Origin of the sequence: Streptomyces griseosporeus (genome assembly GCF_014656055.1) — a bacterium.
GTDB lineage: Bacteria > Actinomycetota > Actinomycetes > Streptomycetales > Streptomycetaceae > Streptomyces > Streptomyces griseosporeus.
Genome location: NZ_BNBR01000001.1, coordinates 934,351 through 957,606 on the forward strand (window position 1 = coordinate 934,351; position 23,256 = coordinate 957,606).

At 68.0% G+C, this 23,256-nt stretch carries 15 protein-coding genes and 1 pseudogene; 10 read left to right on the forward strand and 6 right to left on the reverse strand.

Going from position 1 to position 23,256, the window contains the following annotated elements; translation table 11 throughout:
• Positions 1-28 precede the first annotated feature (28 nt).
• The 6 genes from IE308_RS04145 to IE308_RS36770 all read left to right on the forward strand — a co-directional run bounded on the left by IE308_RS04145 (position 29) and on the right by IE308_RS36770 (position 9,698).
• Positions 29-868 carry a hypothetical protein gene (locus IE308_RS04145; RefSeq protein ID WP_110633880.1) on the forward strand — a complete coding sequence of 280 codons (840 nt, stop codon included), beginning with the start codon at positions 29-31 and terminating at the stop codon, positions 866-868.
• 45 nt (positions 869-913) lie between these two features.
• Positions 914-3,460, forward strand: a complete 2,547-nt coding sequence (locus IE308_RS04150) for a GmrSD restriction endonuclease domain-containing protein (RefSeq protein WP_110633877.1) — start codon at positions 914-916, stop codon at positions 3,458-3,460.
• 46 nt (positions 3,461-3,506) lie between these two features.
• Positions 3,507-3,992 (forward strand): hypothetical protein, encoded by a 486-nt coding sequence (locus IE308_RS04155; RefSeq protein ID WP_229908695.1) that lies wholly within the window; start codon positions 3,507-3,509, stop codon positions 3,990-3,992.
• A gap of 128 nt (positions 3,993-4,120) precedes the next feature.
• Entirely contained in the window at positions 4,121-4,960 is an 840-nt protein-coding gene (locus IE308_RS04160) for a BRCT domain-containing protein (RefSeq protein ID WP_229908696.1), read from the forward strand.
• A gap of 144 nt (positions 4,961-5,104) precedes the next feature.
• The gene (locus IE308_RS04165) at positions 5,105-6,187 is read left to right on the forward strand and encodes a DNA polymerase III subunit beta family protein (protein WP_190216616.1); all 1,083 of its coding nucleotides are present in this window, start codon (positions 5,105-5,107) and stop codon (positions 6,185-6,187) included.
• Between the two features lie 208 nt (positions 6,188-6,395).
• Entirely contained in the window at positions 6,396-9,698 is a 3,303-nt protein-coding gene (locus tag IE308_RS36770; protein ID WP_229908697.1) for a type ISP restriction/modification enzyme, read from the forward strand.
• On the opposite strand, the gene IE308_RS04180 is transcribed toward IE308_RS36770, so the two are convergent.
• Positions 9,693-10,115: a hypothetical protein gene (locus tag IE308_RS04180; RefSeq protein WP_190216618.1), complete on the reverse strand. Its 423-nt coding sequence runs from the start codon at positions 10,113-10,115 to the stop codon at positions 9,693-9,695. The two genes, IE308_RS36770 and IE308_RS04180, sit on opposite strands and share 6 nt — an antisense overlap.
• 79 nt (positions 10,116-10,194) lie before the next feature.
• On the opposite strand from IE308_RS04180, the gene IE308_RS04185 reads away from it, so the two are divergent.
• Positions 10,195-10,884, forward strand: a complete 690-nt coding sequence (locus IE308_RS04185; RefSeq protein WP_190216619.1) for an 8-oxoguanine DNA glycosylase OGG fold protein — start codon at positions 10,195-10,197, stop codon at positions 10,882-10,884.
• Positions 10,885-10,920: 36 nt separating this feature from the next.
• Here IE308_RS04185 and IE308_RS04190 read toward each other — a convergent pair whose 3' ends face one another.
• Positions 10,921-11,976 carry an EcsC family protein gene (locus IE308_RS04190; RefSeq protein WP_190216620.1) on the reverse strand — a complete coding sequence of 352 codons (1,056 nt, stop codon included), beginning with the start codon at positions 11,974-11,976 and terminating at the stop codon, positions 10,921-10,923.
• A 175-nt stretch (positions 11,977-12,151) separates the two neighbouring features.
• Positions 12,152-13,798: a competence protein CoiA family protein gene (locus IE308_RS04195; RefSeq protein WP_190216621.1), complete on the reverse strand. Its 1,647-nt coding sequence runs from the start codon at positions 13,796-13,798 to the stop codon at positions 12,152-12,154.
• Positions 13,799-13,988: 190 nt separating this feature from the next.
• Here IE308_RS04195 and IE308_RS04200 point away from each other — a divergent pair, with 190 nt between their 5' ends.
• Positions 13,989-14,357, forward strand: coding sequence for a hypothetical protein (locus IE308_RS04200; protein ID WP_190216622.1), 369 nt, complete (start codon positions 13,989-13,991; stop codon positions 14,355-14,357).
• Positions 14,358-14,691: 334 nt separating this feature from the next.
• On the opposite strand, the gene IE308_RS37310 is transcribed toward IE308_RS04200, so the two are convergent.
• Positions 14,692-14,838 (reverse strand): hypothetical protein, encoded by a 147-nt coding sequence (locus IE308_RS37310; protein WP_308440071.1) that lies wholly within the window; start codon positions 14,836-14,838, stop codon positions 14,692-14,694.
• Positions 14,839-15,096: 258 nt separating this feature from the next.
• On the opposite strand from IE308_RS37310, the pseudogene IE308_RS04210 reads away from it, so the two are divergent.
• Positions 15,097-15,408: pseudogene (locus IE308_RS04210) on the forward strand (helix-turn-helix domain-containing protein); the annotation flags it as partial.
• Positions 15,408-15,581 carry a DUF397 domain-containing protein gene (locus IE308_RS04215; RefSeq protein WP_190217361.1) on the forward strand — a complete coding sequence of 58 codons (174 nt, stop codon included), beginning with the start codon at positions 15,408-15,410 and terminating at the stop codon, positions 15,579-15,581. The pseudogene IE308_RS04210 and the gene IE308_RS04215, both read left to right, overlap by 1 nt.
• Before the next feature lie 83 nt (positions 15,582-15,664).
• Here the strand turns inward: IE308_RS04215 and IE308_RS04220 are convergent, their stop codons facing one another.
• Both IE308_RS04220 and drmD read right to left on the reverse strand, forming a co-directional pair.
• On the reverse strand, positions 15,665-19,990 hold the full coding sequence (locus tag IE308_RS04220) for an Eco57I restriction-modification methylase domain-containing protein (RefSeq protein WP_190216623.1): 4,326 nt from the start codon (positions 19,988-19,990) through the stop codon (positions 15,665-15,667).
• Complete coding sequence (gene drmD / locus IE308_RS04225; RefSeq protein WP_190216624.1) at positions 19,987-23,232, reverse strand: DISARM system SNF2-like helicase DrmD; 3,246 nt, start codon at positions 23,230-23,232, stop codon at positions 19,987-19,989. The genes IE308_RS04220 and drmD overlap by 4 nt, the downstream gene beginning before the upstream one ends.
• Between the last annotated feature and the right edge of the window lie 24 nt (positions 23,233-23,256).

Genomic DNA, 23,256 nt, shown 5'->3' on the forward strand with positions numbered 1-23,256 from the left:
GCCACTCCCTCAGGAAGGTGCTCGCGCCATGCACATGCAAGTAGTCGACGTCTCGCCCCAGTTGGCGGCAGAGTGGCTCACCCGCAACACCAACAACCGGCCGCTCAGCAAGAGCACGGTGCAGCATCTGGCCGCCCAGATTCAGCGCGGTGAATGGCAATTGACCCACCAAGGCATCGCCTTCGACGAGGACGGTGTTCTCATCGACGGGCAACACCGCCTGGCGGCTGTCGTCAAGGCGGGCGTCACCGTGCAGATGACCGTCGCACATGGGGTGCCGCGAACGGCGTTCACCGTGATGGACACGGGCCGCAAGCGCACGGGCCGCGACGCGCTCGCCCTCGCGGGTGAGACCAACGCGACGCATCTGGCGGCCGCGCTGCGAGGACTGCACCTGTACCGGAACGCCCCCAACTCCTCGTGGAGCGGCGGATCGTCGATCACCAGCAACGACCAGTTGCTGGATCTGCTCGCAAAGCACCCCGGCATCCGCGACGCCCTGCACCACGGCATCGCTCTGAACCGAGGCTGCCGCATCACCGTCACGGCGGCGACGATCGGCTGGTACGTCACGACCGAGGCCCGGCCCGACGTCGACCAGTCCGCATGGGAGGAAGGAGTCGTCACCGGCGCGCGTCTGGAGCCGGGCGACCCGCGTCTCACGTTGCGCAACACCATGCTCAACCTGGCCCTGGGCAACGCACACCGGCGCCGCGACGACTCACGCGAGCACCTTCTCTACTACCTCAAGGCGTGGAACGCATGGATCGAGGGCCGCAGCATCAAGCTGCTGCGCCGCTCTCCCAACGAGACGATGCCGCGTATCTCCAGCCGCTCAACCCTGACATCGGCGGACAACACTGCCTGAAGTGGCTTAGATTCAACGAACGGCCGCTCCTAGGAAAGGAGGCGCATGCGCGCCCAGGAAATCACCTTCCTCAAGCTGGTCCAGGGGGACAAACAGTTCCAGGTGCCGCTCTACCAACGCACGTACAGCTGGGGCAGGGAGCAGCTCCAGCGGCTGTGGGAGGACGTCGGGGAACTCGTCGAGCAGCACCTGGCAGGCGAGACCGCGGCTCCTCACTTCCTCGGTTCGGTGGTGCTCGCACCGGGCCAGATCCAGGCGGGCGGGGTGCAGAGGTGGCTGGTGGTGGACGGACAGCAGCGGCTGACCACGCTGATGCTGGCCTTCGCGGCGCTTCGTGACCATCTGAAGGAGACCGGTGACGAGCGCGGTGTGGACCGGGTGCACCGCCAGATACTGGTGAACGAGTTCCACGAGGGCGCGGACCACTACCGGTTGCTGCCCACGCAGGCGGACCGTGAGGCCTTCACCGCCTGTGTCCAGTCCCGTGCCGACGCCGGCGGAGGCGACAACATCGGTGCTGCCTACCGGTTCTTCCGCGGCGCGCTCGCCGAGGGCCATGAGACGGGCGAAGAGCGCTGGACGGCCACGGTCGAGACGGTCCTCAAGGATCTGTTGTCCATCGTGGAGATCACCGCCGAGTCCGGAGACAACGTCTACCGGATCTTCGAATCCATCAACAACACCGGGGTCGGACTCAGCCAGAGCGACCTCTTGCGCAACTACGTGTTCATGCTGCTGCCCAAGCGAGGCGAGCGGATCTACCAGGAACTGTGGCTGCCCATGCAGCAGAGCCTCGGTCCGAAGAACCTCGAGCTGCTGGTCTGGTTGGACCTCGTGGTGCGCGGCCACTACAAGACCAAGCAGAGCGAGATCTACCGCGAGCAGCAGAAACGGCTGCAGCCGCTGGCCGGTGACGAGGACGCGCTGCAGCGCGAGATCGAGCAGTTGGCCGAACGGGCCGGGAGGTTCCGGCGCATCGTCGACCCGGCACGTGAGCAGTCCCCCGCCCTGCGTGCGGTCCTGGAGCGTCTTGCCTCCTGGGGCGGTCAGACGCACTATCCGCTCGCGCTGCACCTGCTCGACCTTGTCGCTTCAGGAAGGACGACGTCCGAGGACGCGGCGCAGGCGCTGGGCTATGTCGAGTCCTATCTGGTGCGGCGCCTGATCTGCCAGACTCCGACGACCGGCCTCAACCGGATCTTCATGGAGGCTCCGAAGGAGCTGGAGACCGATCGGCCGGCCGCCGAGGCGGTACGGCGGTTCCTTTCCGGACGGCGCCGTCGCTGGCCGAGCGACGAGGAACTGCGCGAGGCGATCCGCACCAAGCCCTTCTATTGGAGCGGCCGTCCTCCGCAACGAAGCTACATCCTGCGCCGCTTGGAGGAGAGTTACGGCGCATCTGAGCCGGTGGACTTCGCCAAGGCGTCCCTCAGCGTGGAGCACGTCCTGCCGCAGCGCCCCGCTCCGGCGTGGTTCGACCTCCTCGCCGAGGAGACGGAGCCGAACCAGACGCCGCAGGAACTGCACGACCTGCTGGTGCACACTCTGGGCAACCTGACGCTGACAGGAGACAACGCCAAACTGTCCAATCATCCCTTCGAGCGCAAGCAGCAGATCCTCGACTCCAGCGCCCTGCGCATGAACCTCGAGATCTCCTCGGCACAGCGCTGGGGCAAGGCAGAGATTCTGGAACGGGCCGACCGTCTGTCAGAGCGCGCGGTCAAGCTGTGGCCGGGCCCGATCGGCGGGGTGAAACCGGCCGGCGAGGAGTCTCCGGGCTGGGCCGAGCTGCGCGCCGCGCTCGTGGCGATGCCGAGTGGGACGTGGACCACGTACGGCGATGTGGCCGAGCTGATCGGCAGCCATCCGGTGGCCGTAGGCGCCTACCTGGGCGCCAACCCGACGGTGATCGGCGCTTACCGGGTACTCACTGCGGAGGGCAAGATCTCGCCTGCCTTCCGCTGGGCGGACGGCGACGACCGGCCGCCACCGCAGGAGCTGCTGACGAGTGAAGGAGTGCGCTTCGACTCCTGGGGCCGGGCGCATCGTTCGCAACGCCTGACCGCCGCGGAGCTGGCCACCCTGCTGGGCAAGGACGTCTCACAGCAGGTGTCGCACGACCCCCTGCCCGAAGGTGAGGACTCGGCGGCGGCCGAACGCTTCCGATCGCAATTGCAGGAGCACTGGCCGGACGCGTACCCCGGCGTGCTCGCGGCCCTCGACTTCTGGCGCAGACAAGGCGGTTACGTCAGCTACGGCCGTTACGAGGAGACCAGCTGCTTCCCGATGCTGGACACCGGGACGAGCCGTGGCCCGCACTTGCTCTGGCCGGTCGGGATCTACCCGGTGAGCGGCACGGTCGAGGTCGTCTTCCAGTACCTGAAGTCCCGCACGCCCTTCGACGACACGCAACAGCGCCGGGAGCTGCTGAACCGTCTGAACAAGATCGACGGCATCGACCTGCCCGAGGCGAAGCTGGAGCTGCGTCCTTCCTTCCCTGTCAGCGTCTTCGCCCAGCACAGTGAAGGGATCTGCGAGGTGCTGGACTGGTTCGTCGGGGTGGCGGCGCTGGATCTGGCGCGGCGGGGCTGAATGCGGCTGGCATGTCGAAAAAGAGGGGGGATGAATCGTGCAGCTGATGTCCGACCTTGTGTTGGTACGCAACGATGGGACGCACAGAGACAAGACAGGCACGACTTGTTCCGGCGTGATATCCCGAGCAAGCGCCATCGAGTGGGAGCTACGGCTCCCGGGGCGACCCACGCTGACGGTGCACGACAACCATTGGGTGAACGGCGAGCGGGATCTGGTGCTCTACAAGCCCACGGTTGTCCCCGAAATGCCCGCCGCCCTCTCAAATCTGCACAATAGGCTGCGCTCGGGCATCTCCGGCACTCCAAAGCATGGAGAACTGCGGGTCATGGTGTTTCCCACGTACGTCGACACGCATGACAGACCACGGATCAAGAAGTCCCTGACAACAGCAGACTTGGCGGACGAAGTCGGGCTGCCCCACCTCAGAGAGCTGACCGCCCGAGTGGGGGTCAGGCTAGCAAGCGCGTTCGACCGACCCGATCTACCTCCGGTTGACCTGGACGACCCGCAGAATGAGAAGTCCCTTTAGCACGCCTTGTTCTTTCCCGCCGCGGACGACGAGACACCCGTGGTTGCCTTCGTCTGCTTCCGGGTCGTGCCTGTGCTGCGGCACATCGGCTGGCTGTCTCCGGACGACGGCTGAGGGAGGAGACAGTTTTGCCAGACCGACTCTGCACAGGAACAGTTCGCGGGCTCAAGGGCCAGACTGTCTGCTTCACGGGTCGTGTTCTCGTCGACGGCGCGTGGACGGTCAGATCGGACTGCGCCAAGAGAGCAGGACAACACGGAGCGATCCCCAAGACGGATTTCTCGCGCAAGGTCACACTGGTTGTGTACGGCGATCTGGCCAGCAAGGTCGTGACCGACGACCGTCGCACCTACAGCAGTACGCTCGTGGACGCCGAGGCCGAGCGCAGCCAGGGCCGGCACATCTGTGTCGTGGACGCAGACGGCTTTTCGAACTTGCTCAAGGAGCGTCCCGCGCCTTGCCTGGAGCTGAGAAGTGCAGGCGCCGGGCGTGTTCGTCCCGTCGCAGCCGCTACGACCGAAAGCCGCATTCTCGGCCGTGTCCTCCGAATGAGAAGGACGGGCCGACGACTGCCCGGTGATCTCACACTGGACCTCAGTCGTCTCGACAAGGCGACGGCCGCACACGAGGCGACGATCGGCGCGCTCATAGCGCATCTGTCACGCCAGGACATCGAAGTACACACGTACGCTCCGGGCGCTCCGGCGTTCGACGCCGGTTGGTCACGCGGCGATGAGGTGTTCGTGGCCGAGATCAAGAGCCTGACCGGGGCACGTGAAGACCAACAGATCCGCTTGGGCATCGGACAGATCCTCGACTACACCCACCAGCTACGGACTGCGTTCCCCAGCACTCTCATACGTCCGATCCTTGTACTGGAGAAGCCCCCCACTGATGCCCGCTGGACGTCGCTTGCGGGCAGTGTCGGCCTACGACTCACCTGGGCCCCCGGCTTCTCCGGAATCTGATCGATCGGCGGAGGGGCAGTGCCGCGCTCGGGGTAAGGCCGCCACGCAAGCGGACTGCCCTGCCCGCGGCGGGACCTCGGGGCCCAGCTCAGGGTTGACCCTCAACCTTGTCGAGGGCTCAGAGTTCCATGTGTGGAGAGCGAGATGCGCAGCATCGGGGAGATGGCGCGGGACAGCGGACTGGGCGTGAGTGCGCTGCGGTTCTACGACCGTGCCGGTGTACTGGTCCCCGCCTGGGTGGACCCGGTCAGCGGCTACCGGTGGTACGACCCCGGGCAGCTGGAAGAGGCCCGGTTGCTGGCCCGTCTGCGCCGGGCCGGCATGCCTCTGGCGGACGTCCGGATGGTTCTGGTGGGCTGGTCCACCGCGGACACGGACCTCGTGCGGGGACTCCTCCAGGCGCACCTGCGCCGCCTCGAACGGGGTCTGGCCGACGCCCACGGTGAGTTCTCCACACTCCGAGCACTACTCGACGAACGGGAGAACCCCATGACTTCGCTCGGCACGGCCACCGTCGAACTGTCCGTTCCCGCCCCCGAACTGGCCGCCGCACTGGACGCGGTCCGTTTCGCGGCCGGCTCGGACCCGGACCTGCCCATGCTCGCGGGTGTCCTGTTCGACATCGAGGGCGCGGCACTGAGCGTCGCGGCCACCGACCGCTACCGGATGGCCGTCGCCCGGACCGCCAGCACCGGATACGACGGGCCCCGCGTGCAGGCCATCGTGCCGCTGCCCCTCGCCGACGCGATGCGAGCGCTGCTGGACGGCGAGGCACAGGTGCAGCTCGCCCTGGACGGTGACCGGGTGTCGCTGACGGCCGGCGACCGGCAGACGGCCGGCCGGTGCCTCGACCACGACTTCCCCGACTACCGCCGCCTGGTGCAGCTGCCCGAAGGCCGCCGGGCCGTCGTCGGCACGGCCGCCCTCCAGGAAGCGTTGAAGTCCGGCCCGGTCCGGAGGGGCGAGCTGAGCAAGCAGGACGGAGAGCACTGCGACGTCAGCGTGCTCAGGGTGGTGGACGACGGCACGGTGACACTCTGCGAGGACGGTGACGAGGGCCAGGACGATGTCGCCGTCAACCGCCGCTTCCTGCTGGACGCGCTCACCGCGGGGGATCGTGACGAGCTGATTCTGGAGTTCGGCGCCCCCACGGCCCCGATCGCGATCCGCCGGCCCGACGACGAGCGGGCCTTGTCGATCCTGATGCCGGTCCGCCTGGAGGACTAGCCTCCGCGGCGACGGGCTGTCGAGGGTCCGCCGAGCCAACGGCGGGGCCCTCCGCATTGCTCACTGCTGTGCCTTTGGGGCGCACCGCCACCTCCCTTGAACTCCCGCACGCGCCCTGCCATTTGGCATGCCTCTGACCCATACTTCGCAAGAGGGATGGTCCCGTTTGCCGTCCGGGGCCTGAGGCTGGGGCTGGGGGGAATCATCGATGGGTGACGCACGTCTTCTGTGGCTCCAAGAGGCCATTTCGGCCTTCGGCGCCGAATGCAAGCGGAACCTCGCGGGGCCCGGTGACCGCGAAGCCGCCATTCGCGGCCCTCTGGAGCAATTGTTCCGCACCATGGCCGTGCACCATGCGAGGGACGAGATCACTTGGCACCCGGAAACGCGCATCCCCCATCTGGGAGTGCGCCCTGACTACGCTGTACGCGTCAACACGGACGTGACGGGCTACATCGAGGTCAAGCGGCCGGGAAAGAGCATCGACCCCGAATGCTTCACCGGCCACGACAAGAAGCAGTGGGAACGGCTGCGTGACCTTCCCAACCTGCTCTACACCAACGGCACCCATTGGAGAGTCTTCCAGTACGGCGCACAGCTCGGCGAGGAGGTCGTCCTGTCTGGCCCCCTGAAGAGCGCCGGGGAGAAGCTGAAAGCCGGCGACCTCGCCGCCTTCGACGCGCTGGTCCAGACCGTACTGTGCTGGGAACCACCGAAGATCCGACGTGTTTCTGTACTCGTCCAGCACATCGCCCCGCTGTGCCGCCTGTTGCGGGAGGCCGTACGGGAACAACTGCGGGCCGAGGTCGGGCTCGACGCGGCCGACTCCACGGCCGACCGACCCTTCATCGGACTCAGAAGCGACTGGCGCCGGCTCCTGTTCCCCACCGCCGACGACGCCACCTTCGCCGACGGCTACGCCCAGACAGTCACCTTCGCGCTGCTCCTCGCCCGAACGGAGAACATCCCGGTCACCGGCAGCAGCTTCCACGAAATCGGCCGTCGCCTCAACGCCGGCCATGCGCTGATGGGCAAGGCTCTCCAGCTTCTCACCGACAACGTCAACGAGCGGTTCGAGGTGACCTTGAACCTTCTCGCCCGCACCGTCGCGGCCGTCGAGTGGGACGTCATCCGCCAGGGCAACCGAGACGCCTACCTTCACCTCTACGAGTCGTTCCTCTCCGTCTACGACGACACCCTCCGTCAGCGCAGCGGTTCTTACTACACCCCACACGAGGTGGTGGAGGAGATGGTCCGCCTGGCCGAGGAAGTGCTGCGCACCCGTTTGGGCAAGGCGCGCGGCTACGGCGACGAGAGCGTGCACATCGTCGACCCCGCCATGGGCACCGGCACCTACCTTCACACCATCATCGAGAGGGTTGCGCGACAGGCGGCCGAGCGGCATGGCGAGGCCATGGCGCCCGACGCGATCGGCAGGCTCGCCGAGCGCCTGTACGGCTTCGAGCTCCAGATGGGCCCGTTCGCCGTCGCCGAACTCCGCGCGGCCGACCTGCTGAAGAAGCACGGGGCCCAGCTCCCGCCCGGCGGCCTCAACCTCCACGTCACGGACACGCTCGACGACCCGTACGTCCAGGAGGAGCAGCTCGCCTCGACCTACGCGGCCCTGTCGGTGTCACGTGCACGCGCCAACCATGTCAAGGCTAACGTGCCCGTCACCGTCGTCGTTTCGAACCCGCCGTACGACGACAAGGCCGAGAACCGGGGAGGCTGGATCGAGAAGCGGGTGAAGGGCCAGGGCCGCCCTCCCCTGGACGATTTCCGGCATCCAGGCAACGGCCGTTACGAGCATGCGCTGAAAAACATGTACGTCTACTTCTGGCGCTGGGCCACCTGGAAGGTGTTCGACGCGCACGCGGACGACCGTCACGGCGTCGTCTGCTTCATCACCCCGTCCGCGTTCGCCACCGGGCCCGCCGGGCGAGGCATGCGCGATTACCTGCGCCGTACGTGCGACGAGGGGTGGGTCATCAACCTGTCGCCGGAGGGGCAGCGGTCGGACGTGGCCACCCGCGTGTTCCCGCACGTCGCTCAGCCGCTGTCCATCTGCATCTTCGTACGGCGCGCGGATCACGCCGGCGACCTGCCTGCGCGCATCCATTACCGGGCGCTGCACGGGAGGCGGGCGGAGAAGTTCGAGCAGCTTCGGCAGGTGCGGCTGGATGACGGGGGCTGGCGGGATGCGCACGCGCAGGGGGTGCGGCCTTTTACACCGGCGACGTTGTCGGGGTGGGATGAGTATCCGGCGCTGGAGGATTTGTTTCCGTGGGGAAGCCCTGGAAACAAGACCAACCGGTCGTGGGTGACTTCCCCCTCCGAGAGCATCCTGCGGAGGCGGTGGGCGCGCCTCGTGGGTGAGTCCGATCCCCAGATGAAGGCACTACTGTTCAAGGTGACACGAGACCGTCAACTCGGCAGCCGCCCAGCCTGCTTACCGGGCTTCCCGCACCCTGACCGGACCATGCGTGACGAGGCCGACCCTCAGCCCCGGCTGCTGCGAATAGCGCTGCGCAGTTTCGACCGCCACTGGCTCGTCGCTGACAACCGGGTACTCGACTTCCCGCGGCCCGACCTGTGGGAGTCCCTGCAACCCCGGCAGTTGTTTCTCAACCAGCAGAGCAGCCACGAGATCAGCGGCGGTCCCGCGCTGGTCGCGACCACGTTGCTGCCCGACACGCACCACTTCAACGGCCGGGGCGGAAGGGTGCACCCCGTTCTCCATCCGGACGGCACCGGGAATGTCCCCAGCGGGCTGCTCCGCTATCTGGCCGGCGCACTCGGTCTCACCGAGGTGGCCGTGCACGACCTCGCGGCGTACGCGGTGGCTATCGCCGGGCACAGCGCATTCACGGAACACTTCGCCGAGGACCTCCTCACCCCGGGAGTTCGGTTGCCTCTCACCCGCGACCCGGACCTCTGGAAGGAGGCAGTTCGCATCGGGCACGAATTCCTGTGGGCGGCGACTTACGGAGAGCACACGCTGCCCGACGGAGCGCCGGCTCCTGACGAGGACAGCATCCGTTTTCCTCAGGGCGATCCCCGGCAGGTGCGCTACGTGACCGGGATAGGCGCCGATGTGCCCGACACCCTGGCGTACGACGAGGAGACGATCACGCTTCGGGTGGGCCCGGGCGCTTTCACAGGAGTGCCGCCGGCCGTATGGAACTACGAAGTAGGCGGCATGCGCATCGTAAAGAAGTGGTTCGGCTACCGGAAGGCCTCCCCCACCAGCAGGAAGACCAGCCCGCTCGACGACATTCACGTCACGTCCTGGCCGCGCGAGTGGACGGAGGAGCTGATCGACCTGTTGTCCGTCCTCCGGCGGCTAGTCGACCTCGCACCCGCGCAGCAGGCACTCACCGCGAAGATCGTGAGCTCGCCGGTCATCACTGCCGCGGACCTCACCACAGCGGGCGTTCTTCCTCCGCAGCCCGGGGCAAGACGTGCACGACGTCGCGTCGTCCTGGACTTCGGCCAGTCGGACAAGTCATGAGAGGTCGGCGCCACCCGCCTCTCCGGTGCGGACATAGGACTCGGCCTGCTCCAGGGTCCACGTCCCTTCCGCGAGCCGTTTCAACGCATGCCCTGCGGGACGCGGCGGCGCGCCCCGGGACACCATGTCAGCGAAGGACGCCACCGCGCTCAGGCGAGCCGTCAGCTCGTCGCACTCCGCCTCGCGCAGGGCCGCCGCACCGAGGGGGGTCAGCCGGAGGATGTCATGGTCGTCACCGCTCTGTTCGACCAGCCCGGACCACAACAGCGCCGGCAAGGCATCCCGGACCTCGTCCGTGTCGAGGTCCCGGGCCGCGTAGGACTCCGGCGCCGTCTCGGGCGCCGGGAGGTCACACAGATCCATTTCCCGCAACAAGTGTTGCTGGAGCGGCGACAGCTGGCCGCTGGGAACAAGCATGCCTCCAGTATTGCGCGCGGCGGGCGGATACGACGCCCGACACCGAGGAGTTGATACGGCGGTGCGGAACACTCAGAGCATGACGGAGGCCAAGATGGACCTAATGCCTACCGGGACTACCGTCCCTGACCGTGGCGAAGTGCTCGTGCAAGCGATCCCGTTCGATCGGGCCCGTTGGCTGCCCCTTCTACCCAGCGTCGACTGGTGGCCGCCGGAACTCGACGACTGCCCGACGGTGGCGGGTCGGCGGAGGGTCGACCGCAAGACGGTCTTCGGTGTAGCCCGCCGATCGGACACCGTCGTAGGCCGTCGGCACTTGCTGACCGCCGCGCTCGTGTGGGGCACGGGTACCAAAGCAAGGTCGGTCATACGTCGCGCAGCCGTCTTCGCGGCCAATTCCGCCGGGGACATCGACGCACGTCTGGAGGCAGCGTTGGGCACGCTCGAGGAGCAGGGCCCCGTCGCGGCGTACTACGCCTTCAACAACGACCAGCACATCAAGCACCTGGGCCCGGCGTTCTTTACGAAGGTGCTCTACTTCGCCGGTCCCGAGCAGTCCGAGGGAGCGTTGCGTCCGCTGATCCTAGACCGCTTCGTCGCCCTGGCGCTGCGGGCTGCCGATACCGGAGAGATGTGGCCCACAAGCGGTTGGACGACGCCGTGGTACCGCCGGTACTTGCTCCTCACCCACGAGCACTCGCTGCAAGTGGGTGTCGCCCCGGACCAGATCGAAGCCGCGTTGTTCGCCCGGGGCAAGCAACTTGCTTGATTTCCAGGAAGTGCCTCCTGCGGCAACACGCCGAGCTCAGTTGTCCGCCTGCTCCACAGAGTCGGGCGGAGTGGACGTCGGCAGCGCTTCCTCCTCCCGGAGCAATCCCATCACGCCGATCACGTCATCATCCTGCACGAGGTCGGCGTCGTCGTAGTCAAGGTCACCGGTCAGGTCGCCGCCCGTTTTCTCGATCAGGAAGCGTTCGCGATACGCGTCGCGCGCGGAAACAGCAATCCGATCGATGAGCAGGTAGCTCAGCCCCGCGCCGACAGCCATGCCGGCGACGGGCACGAACTGGCCGAGCTTCTTCTTCGGTAGCTGCTGCGTGAACTTCAACGCGAAAGCCTGGGCGATCTTGGTGAGAACCTTCTCGTTCAACTTGGCCCAAGGAGCATTCTTCATCAGCAGCTGTGTGAGTTGAGACAGTTCGGCGTAAGCGGCCGTCTTCGCTGATGTGCCCGTGGACATTCCGAGAGCGATCACGGACATTACGAAGATTTCCTCTTCGGGATCGCTCGGGTCGTAGCCGTAGTAGAGAGCTGTGGCGGCGACCGTTCGAGTGGAAAGGGCGAGCATCATCGCGGTGTCGGCGGCCATCGCCCCGGCCACGGTTCCGAATCCGGGTGCGGCACCCGCACCTGCGCCGGCGATTGTTCCGGCGCCGGCGAGGACCTCGCCGCCTGTCACGGCCGCGGCGGAGCCAAGGCCGGTTGCAGCGGCCGAGAGCGCGTGCCCGTACCGGAGCATGTTGTGCCTGGTGACCTCATCGACGACACGCATGTCGAGCTTACGGATCTCATCCAACCCGGCGACGTCGTGCCCCGCGCGTCGATACTGTTCGACGACACGTTTCTTGCTCACGGTCCTACTTGCGGTGTCTCCCACAGCCTTGCCGAGACCCCTTGCTGCTCCGCTGTAGGCGGCAGCCACTTTGTCGGCGCCCGGGGCGCTCTTCACCTTCTGCCCGAGCGAAGCGAGTCGGTCCCTGGCCGACTGCGGCAGGATCTTCCTCGCCTCCTTGCTGAGGGATTCCGCCTTTCGCTTCTGCAGTTTGTCCCACTCCTGCTGTTCGTAAGCAGAGAGAGTCATGTCATCGCCCCCCGTTGTCAGAGTGTTTAAAAGCAGTAGCACTTGATCGCGGCCATGAGTCCCCGCCAATCGACGAGGGACTGGCTATAGCTGTCTGCCGGGGCCTCGGGCGGATCCGCCAGGCTTGCACGGCTCCGGAGTTTCCGGGTGCGGCAGTTCCCGGTGGGAACGGGGCTCACTTCGGCCTCGTCTTCGGCTCGACGTTGCCGACTCCGGGTAGAGGACGTGCACCCTGCAAAGGGTCCTTCGTCTTCTTCCCCCGCCGCGTCTTCTTCCCCCGCTCCGCCTTCTTCACTGCGGCGGTCTTCTTCGCGTCGCCCGCTCCTTTGGCACGCCGACTCTTCCTCGGCTTCCGCGCCGGTGTATCCGGTCGGTTGTCCAGCCAGCGGCGGGTGATGGCCATCTCTGCGACCAGCTCGGTGCATTGCGGCTCCGGCAGTCTGGTCAGCGCCTCTTCTGCCCGCGCCATGAGAGCCGCGGCGTACCTGGGCCTGGGGCCGCGTCGCTGCCGTGCGCTGCGGAGGGCGTGCCGAATCTCCGTGTCACGGAGGAGGAGGACACCGGCGAGTTGCGATTCCGGCTTCCACCGGGTCGTCGACTGTCGGACCGGGCCGCCCTGGACATGCACGATGGTCTGGTGCTGAGCGGGCTCCGCACTGTGCTGGGGGGCGAGCTGACCGTCCGCGGTGAGCGGCAGCCGCGGCGGGGCCGTGCGGGACGGTACCCCGTACACGGCAAACGCCCGGTCCGCCTCACGCTGGCACCATCGCTTGAGTACCGCCGCCGTCGCGGGGGCCCCGCATCCGACAGCGGCGACCACGCTCCCTACGTAGACCGGCGGGTCGCTCTCCCCGGTCCTGATCAGCGCCGACAGCAGCGGACTCCCCTCACCGCCCCCGGCACGCTCCACGGCGACCAGCAGACCGACACGGTCCGGGACGGACAGCCCGAGCAGGTCGCTTCCGGCGGTCCGGGCCAGCGCCTCCCAGGTGGGCCGGGTCCGGAACCTAGCGGCGCTCACCAGCGCCTCCCTCAGCGCGAGCACCTGCTCCTCTCGGGACCGCGGCACCGGCACCGCCCCGCGTCCGGCTCCCGCCTCGGCGGCCGGGCCGGCACCCGAACGGCGGCGCGGCTCGACTCCCGGGATCCGGAGCCCCGCAGGGGTCATCGCACAGGCGTCCAAGGGCACCCAGTCGGTGCTGCGCCGGGGGTCCTCCGCCCTGAGTCGGATGCGCCGTACCGCGCCGTGCGTCTCGAAGCGGAAGCGGAGCAGGTATCCGTACTCGTCGTACAGCTCCTCCATGGTCTCCGGTTGGGCCGTGCCCGGCCCGAAGACCCAGTCGAGGGTGGCCGATTCACTGGAGAGCCGCCGACGGGCCTGCTGCCACTCGGCGTGCGCGAGCCTGCTGAACTGGAAACGCACGTGCTGCTGTCTGGCGGTGCCGACCCTGAAGTCGACGGCGTCACCGGGGCCGGATCCGAGGTTGCGTGCAGTGGCCCGCCCCTTCAGCCTGTTGCGTCCCGCCCATGCGGCGAGGTCGTCCTTGATGAAGAGGTGGTCCGCACTGGCCGCACCGGTGGCCGTGCGGTGGCAGGAGGTGTGGGGCCGGTGAGCGAAGTGGCAGACCTTTTCGCGGTACAGACGGTCCGACAGCTCATTGCCGCAACCACCGAGCTGGGTGCCACACCAGTAGGTGTAGGCGGGGTGACGCCGACGCCAGCGGGTCAGTTCGTCCGCGTCCGTCGGCAGGATGATCGCGCGTCCGGAGTTCGGGCCCCCTATCACCGCCGTCTGCACGAGACGGCCGTCTGAACCGTTCACGAATCCCCCCCGCCCCCGGGCCACGTGTGCCTGCCTGCCGAAGAGCGGGCGGGCGGCGATTGATTGGCCCAGTATGTTGTCCGTGCGCTGAGTTCACAAGAGGTTGAGGTCATCTCCGGGATTTCGGCCACAGCCGCGCCGCCGGTGGCATAGGTTCAGCGGTCGTCGGTGTCCGGGAACGGGAGGTCACATGCAGAGGGGCTCGCTGGAGTACGAAGAGGCTCTGGAGGCCGTGATCGAGATCCTGCGTTCACGAGCGCGCAAAGGCGCGGCGCCAATTTCGTACGGCGACCTCAGCAGCGAACTCGCGCGCCGCGGTCATCACGTCCCGGCCCACGAGGGCCTCATGCGCTACCTCCTGGAGGACGCCTCGGTTCGGGAAAGCCCAGACGGATCGCTGCCCCTGCTGTCGGCCCTCGTGGTGCTGAAGGACAGCGGCTGGCCGTCCGGCGGCTCCTTCAAGCTGGCCCGGCGCGCACCGTACAAGCGGCCGGGCGACGACGTACTGCTGTGGACCCGGGAGATCGAGAAGCTGGCGGAGCACTACGCCACTCGTTGACCGTCTCCTTCAGCCCGTGAGGCGGGTCCGCACCTCCGCCCAGACGGTCTTCGTGAACGCGTCGCGGACCGTGCATCCCCAGCGGTCGGCGCAGGCCTGGACGAGAAGCAGTCCCGGCCCGACGTCTCGTCGGCGGGCTGTGGTGTCGTGCGCGATGGCAGGCGCTCGGGGCGGGTGTCGGTCACCTCGATACGGAGCGTGTACGGCAGGAGGATCAGCAGCGCGAGGCGGAAGTCGCGGCCGGGGAGGCTACCGTGGCGGACTGCGTTGGCCGCGAGTTCGGCGGTGACGAGGGCGACGGTCCGGGCGGGGTCCGAGTCGTGGGGCAGGCCTGTCACTCGGTGAACTGCTGGACGGCGAGTTGGCGGGCCAGGCGGGCACCGCGTCTTGTGCTGCTGAAGCGCAGGGTCAGGTGGTGGGTGGGGTCGGGGGTGGGAGTGTGGGGCGGCTGCGCCTCGTCGGTGAGCTGATGCTGTGTCACGGTGACAGGCTGGGGCGGCGACTGGTCCGCTGACCAGGTACGAGGGCCGTACGTCGGTGTCGTCGTACGGGGTGGGTGGCTGGCCGTCGGCTCCGTTGTACGGGTCTTGTACGGGCGTTGTACGGGTTCTGCTCGTGTCCCCTTTGCGACGGGCCGCGTTGAACATGGCCCATTGGGTGGATGTGCAGCGGGGTGCGCTTCGGGACGGAAGGGCGTGGGCGTGTGAAGGCGGTACGGGACGGGCGGAGCGGGCGGGCGCTGAAGGCCAAGGAGGAGGCGCCGGATCTGCCTGGCGTGTGGTCGGCGTACGGTGTGCTGCTCCAGCAGCTGCGGAAGCGGGCCGGGTTGAACCAACAGCAGCTCGGGGACGCCATCGGTTACTCGTTGGAGCAGGTCGCCTCGGTCGAGCAGGGACGGCGGCCGGCGAAGGCGGCGTTCACGGTGGCGGCGGATCGGGTGCTGGGGGCGGGTGGGGTTCTGGAGGTGCTCCAGGATGAGGTGGATCGGGCGAAACTGCCGCGGTTCTTCCGCAACTTCGCGCTCATCGAGGCCGAGGTCGTCAGCCGCTTCTGCTGCACTGGTTCAAGAGCAGCTACAGCGGATCGGACGGCGGCGACTGCGTGGAGGTGGCCACAGGTCTCGACGTCGTGTACGTACGGGACTCAAAAGCGGTCGGCAACGGGCCTGTGCTGCAGGTCAGCCGTGACGAGTGGGGGGCGTTCTTGGCCCTTGCGGCGGAGTAGGGCCGGTACAGCCCCGAGCGGAACGACGGGCTCGCGCATGTCTCATGCGGAGACATGCGCGAGCCCATTGTCATGCCGTCGGCTCAGAACAGTGCGCCCTCGGCGCCCTCACCGAAATCCAAACCACCTGGCGCGGCAAGCTGCTCCTTGCGCTTCCGCACGGCCTCGGGAAACGGCGGCGGCAAGTCGGGGTGCTTCTCCCGCGCCTTCTTGTCCGTCACGCCTTTGTGCAGCCCGAGATGCACCTCGTCGGCGTATGCCTGGTGGTTCAACTGGCGGAGACGGTCGATGATCTCGGTTCGGGCTAGGAGGCCGATGGTGTAGCGCGGGCCCTGGTCGGTCTCGTGGAAACCGTGATCGAGGGCGTAGGTCTCATGAGTCGGGTCGGTGGGCGGAGTTTGCCCGGACTCGTCGAGTAAATCATGCCAACCATATGCCTCCACGGTCGCCTTGTCGATCTCTTCGTGAATGGATCGGAGCTCGACGATCTCAGGGTCTTGACAGGTAGCATCGTGGAACAGGTTGTAGGTCGCTGTGAGACCCATGTTCCGCGCCCGCATCAGCTCGCCCCGGAAGGTGTGCAGGCGGGTTCCAGCAACGCGAAGACGGTCGGTGAGCCGTGGGCGGACCAGAGTTTCAAAGACATCGGAGGGGCTGTAGTTGAGGTCTGCCTTCATGGTCGAGCTGCGGTCGAGGGCCCACCAGTAATGTGGTGCGCTGCTCAGCAACCCCAGAAGAGCCGGGTCGTCGGAGGCAAAGATGCCAAGCTTGTGCGAGAACACGCGGCCTGTCGGCACCATAACCGGCATGACAACCTTGCTCACAAGTGTGATCACGATGCACTGATTCAGTGGTGCGATGGCCGCACGCAAGCCCGGGGCTAGCTTTTCGTACTGCCACCACTTTTCACGAACAGCCTTCTTGTCATCACCCAGCCGGTCCCGTTGAGGCTTAACCAAGAGACGCACCCGCTCCAGCGCCGCCGCGTACTTCTCAGCATCCGCCAACGTTGAATCCCGGAAGTCAATAATTTTTCGACTTGCGGAACACGTGGGACTGTTGTTCAAGTCCTGGCCGTTGAGATAGTCGAACAAGACCTCGCGCGACAGCGGGTCCTGCGCGATCAAATCGTGTGCATCGGCCGGATCCATTACAAACCCGATCCCGTTCACAAAGTTCCCGATGAATGCCGTTCCAGCGCTCATCGAGAGCTTCTCAACCCATGACGATTCGCGCGACCTCGGGTTCAGTGACGTCGTGATTCCATGCGGCACCGTCATCCCGTTCAGAACATACGAAGCCGCTTCGGCCACGCGGGCCCTACTTGTCCACACCGCGCAGTATTCGAGCACCGCCGAGCTCGAAGGCCAAGGCGCGCTCTTAATTGCACGCCGAACGGTGACCGTTTGGGACTCCAGCTGGTCGAGCCCGACTTCCCTCGAATCTCCCTGCGCCAACGTATTCGTGGCAATGAGCCCGGTCTGACCAAAGCTGTTCAGTAGCTCATGCGCCCGAAGTTCAAAGTAGGCGACGAGATCTGCATTGCCTCGCATCCCACCAGCGAGGAAGTCAACGAGGTACTCACGATAGGCTTGCCCGAACGGTGCTGTGAGCTTCTTCCCTCCCAGAAAGGGCGGGTTGCCGACGACCGCGTCGAATCCACCCCGCAGCGAGAACACCTCTGGAAACACCAACGGCCAATGCACCGGCCGCCGCTCCAACGCCCCCTCCGGCAACTCAGCCGCCAACCACTTCTCCGCCGTAGCCCGAGCCTCCCGCACTACCTCGGAATCGTCCCCAACCCCCTCCTCCACGATCTGCCGCACGATCCACGCAGCCCGAGGAAACAGATCCCGAACCCGCTCCCCGCCCTCCTCCTCGTACCAAGGCACCCGCCCAGAAGCACAAGTGGCCAGCGCGGCCCCCGCGATCAGGTCCCCTACCAGCCGCAGCCGCCGCGAATGCCGGTTGACGGCCTCCAACCGCTCCCGCTTCTTCTGCAGTGCCGGCAGGTCCACGCCCTTGATCGCGGTGATCGCCAGCCGCTCCTGCGTCAGCTGGTCCACCAGCTCCCGCGCCTGCTCGGCCAGAATGTCAGCCTGCTGCCCCGGCTTCATGTGCACGGACTGGATCTGCTCCATGCTGTGCACACCCAGCAGCGAGTCCCCGCACACCAGCCGGTCGTCCAGGAACGTGAAGGGCCGACCCGGGTCCATCGACACCAGCCACAGCGACAGCTTGGCCATCTCCACGGCCATGGGGTTGATGTCGACCCCATACAAACAATGCTCAATCACCTGGCGCCGCGCCTCGACCACCACCGGGTCCTGCTCCGCGTCCGCCGCGGTCACCGCGTCCACGGCCCGCCCCGCGCGGTACGTCATCGCGTCCGCACGACCTTCGGACTCCCACGCCTCGATCAGGCGGTCCGCCAAGTAACGGCACGCCGCCACCAGGAACGCCGCCGAACCCATGGCGATGTCCGCGACCTTCAGGTCGAGGATCTGCTCGGAGGACTTCAGCCGCCACTCCCCCGTGTCCGCCGTCTGCAACGGGCCCGGCTCGTACACCAGCGGCTCCAGCGCATGCAACACGACCTCCTCCGCCAGGAAGCGGGGCGTGTAGTGCGTGCCCGTGTTCTTCCTCAGGGACGACTCGGTCACGTACAGCGCACCGTTCGGGATGACCGTCGGCAGGCCACGCAAGTCATCACGCAGGATGCCGACGAACGGCAGCAGCCGCTCCGTGAGCCCCGGGTCCTTCGCCACCGCGTTCAGCCGACGCCGTGCCTCGGCCGCGTCCTCCGCACCCAGCGGAGCCAACTTCTTCTCCAGCTGCCCCGCCGTCGCCGGGGGCTTCGGGTCCTTCCATTTGTCGTGGATCGACTTCGCCAGCGTCTTCACCGACGCACCGGCCTTCGCCGCCAGCGACTCCAACTCGCGCAGAGACACCTCGTGTTCGAGGCCCTCGGGGCCAATCAACCCCACCATGTGCTCAGTTGCCCGACGCCCGTCAAAGGACAGCAGGCCCTCGTACACGTAACCGATCTGCTCAACATCCAGCGCCCGGAAGCTGAGCGTGCGAACCTCTCGGTCCTTGCCCTTGCCGACCCGGACCTCCTGCACCGCCTGGAGCATGTGCAGGACCGTGCGGTCGTCGATCGGGAGGAGCGGGGTGGTGCGCTCCAGCCACGGGTACTTGTCCGGGTCGAAGATCGAACCGTCGTACGCCGGGAGGTGGAATCCCGAACCCGGGTGGTCCACTCCCCCGTGCACCGCGTGGAAGAGGGCGATCAGGCGGTGCCAGGCCGACGTCGTGTGCTCCAGCGACGTCTCGCCCTCCTCGTCCGCGCGTGCCTTCAGCTCGTCACGGAGGAAGCGGGCCGAGTACGAGCGCGCGTAGACCTCGTTGTCCGCCGGCAGCAGGCCGCGTTCCTCTGCGAACAGCAGGAAGACGACGCGCATCATCACCGCCACCGCGCCCCGGTAGACCTCCCCCGCGCTCACGCCCGACGCGTGCAGCCCCGGCGCGCCGTGCTCGACCGCCCGGACGTCCGCCCGCCCTATGGCGTCCACCAGCAACTCGACCGCCTGCCGGACCTGGATGCCCAGCGCCTCGGTGACGTCCTCGCCCGCCGCCAGGCTGGCCTTCAGCAGACCCACCAGCGTCTCGGCGTCGTCGTACTCGAAGAACCGGCGGCGGCGCAGCAGCGACACGAACGCGCGCACGACGTTCCGCTCGGCCGCCTCGTTCCAGCCGATCGCGTCGAAGACGGCCGTGGTCGTCACGCCGCCGAGCGGCGCCCAGACGAGGCACCACCAGCGGCCGTCGGTCACCAGGCCGAGCGGTACGCCGTGGTGGCGCAGGAGGCGGGCAAGGCGGTCGGCGGGGGCCGCGGACCAGTCGCCGCCACCGCCGACGCGGGCCGTGGGCGCCGTACCCGCCGGGACGGTCATGCCCAGCAGCCGTACCCGCTTGGCCGCCGACTCCACGTCCGGCTCGGCCGCCAGCTCGGTGCCCGGTTCGACCAGCGCGAAGTCGGGACGTACCTCGGTGTTGTGCTCCGCTACCCGCAGGGTCAGGCGGTCCAGCCCGTCGTGCTCCGACTCGCCCTGGCGGAAGGCCAGCGCGTCGCCCCACTCCAGCAGGCGGCCCAGCACATACGCCACCCACTCGTCGCGGCCCGCCGTCGTGTCCGTCTGCCAGTCAGCATGGCGGGCGCGGAGCCTGGCCCGCTCGTCCTTCTCCAGGGCGTCCAGCTGGGGCCAGGCGCGCAGCAGGACCGGCATGGTCAGGAACGGCCCCGAGACCTCGGTCAGGTCCAGCCACTCCTGGTGCTGCCGGCGGCCGTCGGTGGCCTGGGCCTTGGCGGCGGCTGCTCCACGGCTCATGGTGCGGCGGGGGCTCATCGGCGGGCTTCCTTTGCGGGGATCACGAAGACAACGGCGGCGGGGAAGAGGTGGGAGCGGGGCTCGCGGTAGCGGGCGGCGATGGCGGCGAGTTCGCGCTCGCGTTCGGCGGGGAGGCCGTCGAGGCGCTCCTGCCAGCGGCGGCGGTCGTCCTCGAACTGGCGGCGCTCGTGGCCGGTCAGCTCGTGGGTCGACAGCAGGGCAAGCTGTTCGCCCTCTCCTTCTCCCTCTTCCTTGAGCTTGGCGCGCAGGGTGGCCTCGAAGCGGTCGAGGGTGGCCGTGATGCGGCGCTCCTCCTCCGCCCGGCGGTCGGCGAGCCTGCTCTCCAGCTGGCGGCCGAGTTCACCGGCCCGGGCCTCCAGGGAGCGGTAGAGGGGGTCGCGGAGCCTCGGCCAGGCCTCTGTCAGCTCCTTGCGGAGGTGCGGGGCCGCCTCGATGCCCTCGGTGAGCGCCTGGGACAGGACTCGGCCCTGCTCGCCCACCGACTCCCAGCGGCGGAAGCGGCCCGTGTCGCCGAACCAGCCGCCCGCGTATAGGACTTCCTCGTGCAGGCGCGTGCCGTCGGTGCCGACGAGGACGTAGCGGGCGTACGCGGAGACCAGCGTCGTCGTCACCGCCGGGTCGTCAGAGACGACCGCCGTGACACGGCTCAGGCCGATCGAGTCCGCGTTCCAGACGGCCGCGGTCAGCAGACGCGTCGACAACGCCACCAGCGGATGCTTCAGGTGGGCGAGGACCACGTCGTCCTTGGCCTGCGCGGCCACCAGCGGGGAGAACGTAAGCGGACGCTGCTCGCCCTCGCGGAGCTTGTGCGCAAGGCCTCGGGTCGCCCGCTCCCAGCTTCCCGACAGGGGCTGGACCTCGTACAGGTCGCCCGGTTCGAAGTCCTCCGCCCGGAAGGTGGAGGGCAGGAGCGGTGGCTGGTGGTCCAGTGCCAGGGCCGTGTCGACGACCCGCTTGACGTTCGCCGGCGTCAGACCCAGCGCGGTCACCGTCTCGTCGTACTGGTCGGCGAGCCGCTTCGTCTGCGCGGTGACGTTCTGCTCCGGCGCCACCTCGCCACCGGTGCGGCGGCCCTTGATCGGCTTGGGCTTGGCGTTCTCGATGTCGACCGGTGCAGTGTCGCCCGTCATGCGGCGCTGTACGGCGTCGGCGAGGACGGCGTTGACGGAGCCGAGGTCGTGCTCCATGCGCGCGACCTTCTTGGCCACGCGGGAGAGGAACTCCAGGTCGGCCTCGTAGGAGCCGGCCTGGGCCTGCTGCCAGCCGGAGCCGATGAAGTGGGTGATCTCGGGGTCGTGCTTCTGGCCCCAGCGGTCGATGCGGCCGATGCGCTGTTCGAGCTTGTTGGGGTTGAAGGGGATGTCGTAGTTGATCAGGCGATGGCAGTGGTTCTGCAGGTCGATGCCCTCGCCGGCGGCGTCGGTGGCGAGGAGGATGCGGACCTTGCCCTCCTCGCGGGACGGGTCGGTCTGGAAGCCGAGGCGGATGCGCTCGCGCTCCTCCGCCGACAGGCCGCCGTGCAGGCGCTCGACGCGGCCCCCGTCGGTGAGTTCCTCCTGCTGGAGGAGGTCGTACAGCCACTCCTGGGTGTCGCGGTACTCGGTGAAGACCACGACGCGTTCGTTGGTCCACTTCTTGCCGTCCGGGCGGCAGATGGCTTTGAGAGTGCGGATCAGCGCCTCCGCCTTGGAGTCCGGTGCCGCCTCGTGCGTGAGGGCCCAGCGCTCCATCTCCTGGAGCAGGTCCAGTTCCCGGCCGTCCTCCGCCGGGGTGAGCGAGGTGGAGCGGGTCAGCGCGTCGTCCTCGGCGTCGACCAGGCCGGTGTCGTCGAGGTCGGCGACCAGGTCGGCGAACTCCTCCAGCCATTCGGGGACTTCGGCGGCCGCCGAGCGACCTCGTGCGGGGCCTGTGTCCTCCAGATGAGAAAGGTAGACCTGGACGGTGTGCAGGAAGGCCGCCGGGGAGGAGAACAGGCGCTTCTTCAGCAGCAGGGTCACCAGGTCGGCGGCGCGGCGTCCGCCCCGGGCCTTCGGCGTCAGCTTCTTGCGTCGCAGCTCGGCGAACTCACCGAGCAGACCGTGGATCTCGCGCTCCTGTGGGGTGTATTCAACGGGGAGTTCGAGGGTTTTGCGGGTACGGAAGCGGGGCGTGCCGTCCGCGTTGGTCACCGTCGACTTCAGGCGTCGTACGACGGCGTCCTTCAGGGCTTCCTTGTCCGGCCCCTGAGGCCCGCGGATGAAGCGCTGGGGGTCGAGGAGTTCGAGCAGCGCCGTGTACGACTCCGGGTAGCCGTTGTGCGGAGTGGCCGAAAGGAAGAGGCGGTGCTCGAAGTGCGGGACGAGGCGCCGGATCAGTTTGGTCTGCTGGGAGTCGACGGCGTACACCTGCTTGGGTGCGGCCGGCGCCACGTGGTGGGCCTCGTCGAGGACGAGCAGGTCGAAGAAGCGCTTGTGCTCGCCGTCGGGGCTCTCCTCGGGGGCGCCGATGACCTCGTCGAGGAGGCGCTGGGCCTTCTGGCCGCGCAGCCAGGGCAGGGAGACGATCGTGAGCGGGTGAACGCGGAAGGGGTTGGCCGCCGTGCCGTGGGTGCGGCGCAGGCGGGCGCAGTGCTCGGAGTCGACGATGGTGAACTCCAGGCCGAACTTCTCGGCCATCTCGTCACGCCACTTGAGGGTGAGACCGGCCGGGCAGACCACCATGGTGCGGCGGGCCCGGCCGCGCAGCAGCAGCTCCTGCACCACGAGACCGGCCTCGATGGTCTTGCCGAGGCCGACGTCGTCGGCGAGGAGCAGGTTGACGCGGGGTGCGCCGACGGCGCGGGAGACCGGCTCCAGCTGGTACGGCTCGACGGCGACGCCGGAGCGGAAGGGGGCCTGGAGTGTCTTCGCGTCGGCGGAGGCCACGGCGGACCAGCGCACGGCGTCGAGGAACGCGGCGAGGCGGTTCGGGGAGTCGTAGGCGCCGGTGGAGGCGTCGGGGAGGGAACCGGCGGGCAGCACACGGCGGCCGGGCTCGACCTCCCAGATCACGGAGAGGGTGTCGCCGAAGCGGCCGTCGGCCACGGACTGGAGGTGGACCAGGGTGGCCGGACGGCGGTTCTCGTGGCCGTCCGGGGCCGGCGGGGACGGCTCGACGCGGGCAACGACCCAGGACTGACCGCGCACCTCGACCAGGTTGCCCTCTTCGGGGAGCGCCTCCGCCCCGGTCCGCTCGGTCTCGCGCTGGGCTGCTGGCGTCATAGGTGCTCTTCCCCTCGCTGTTCT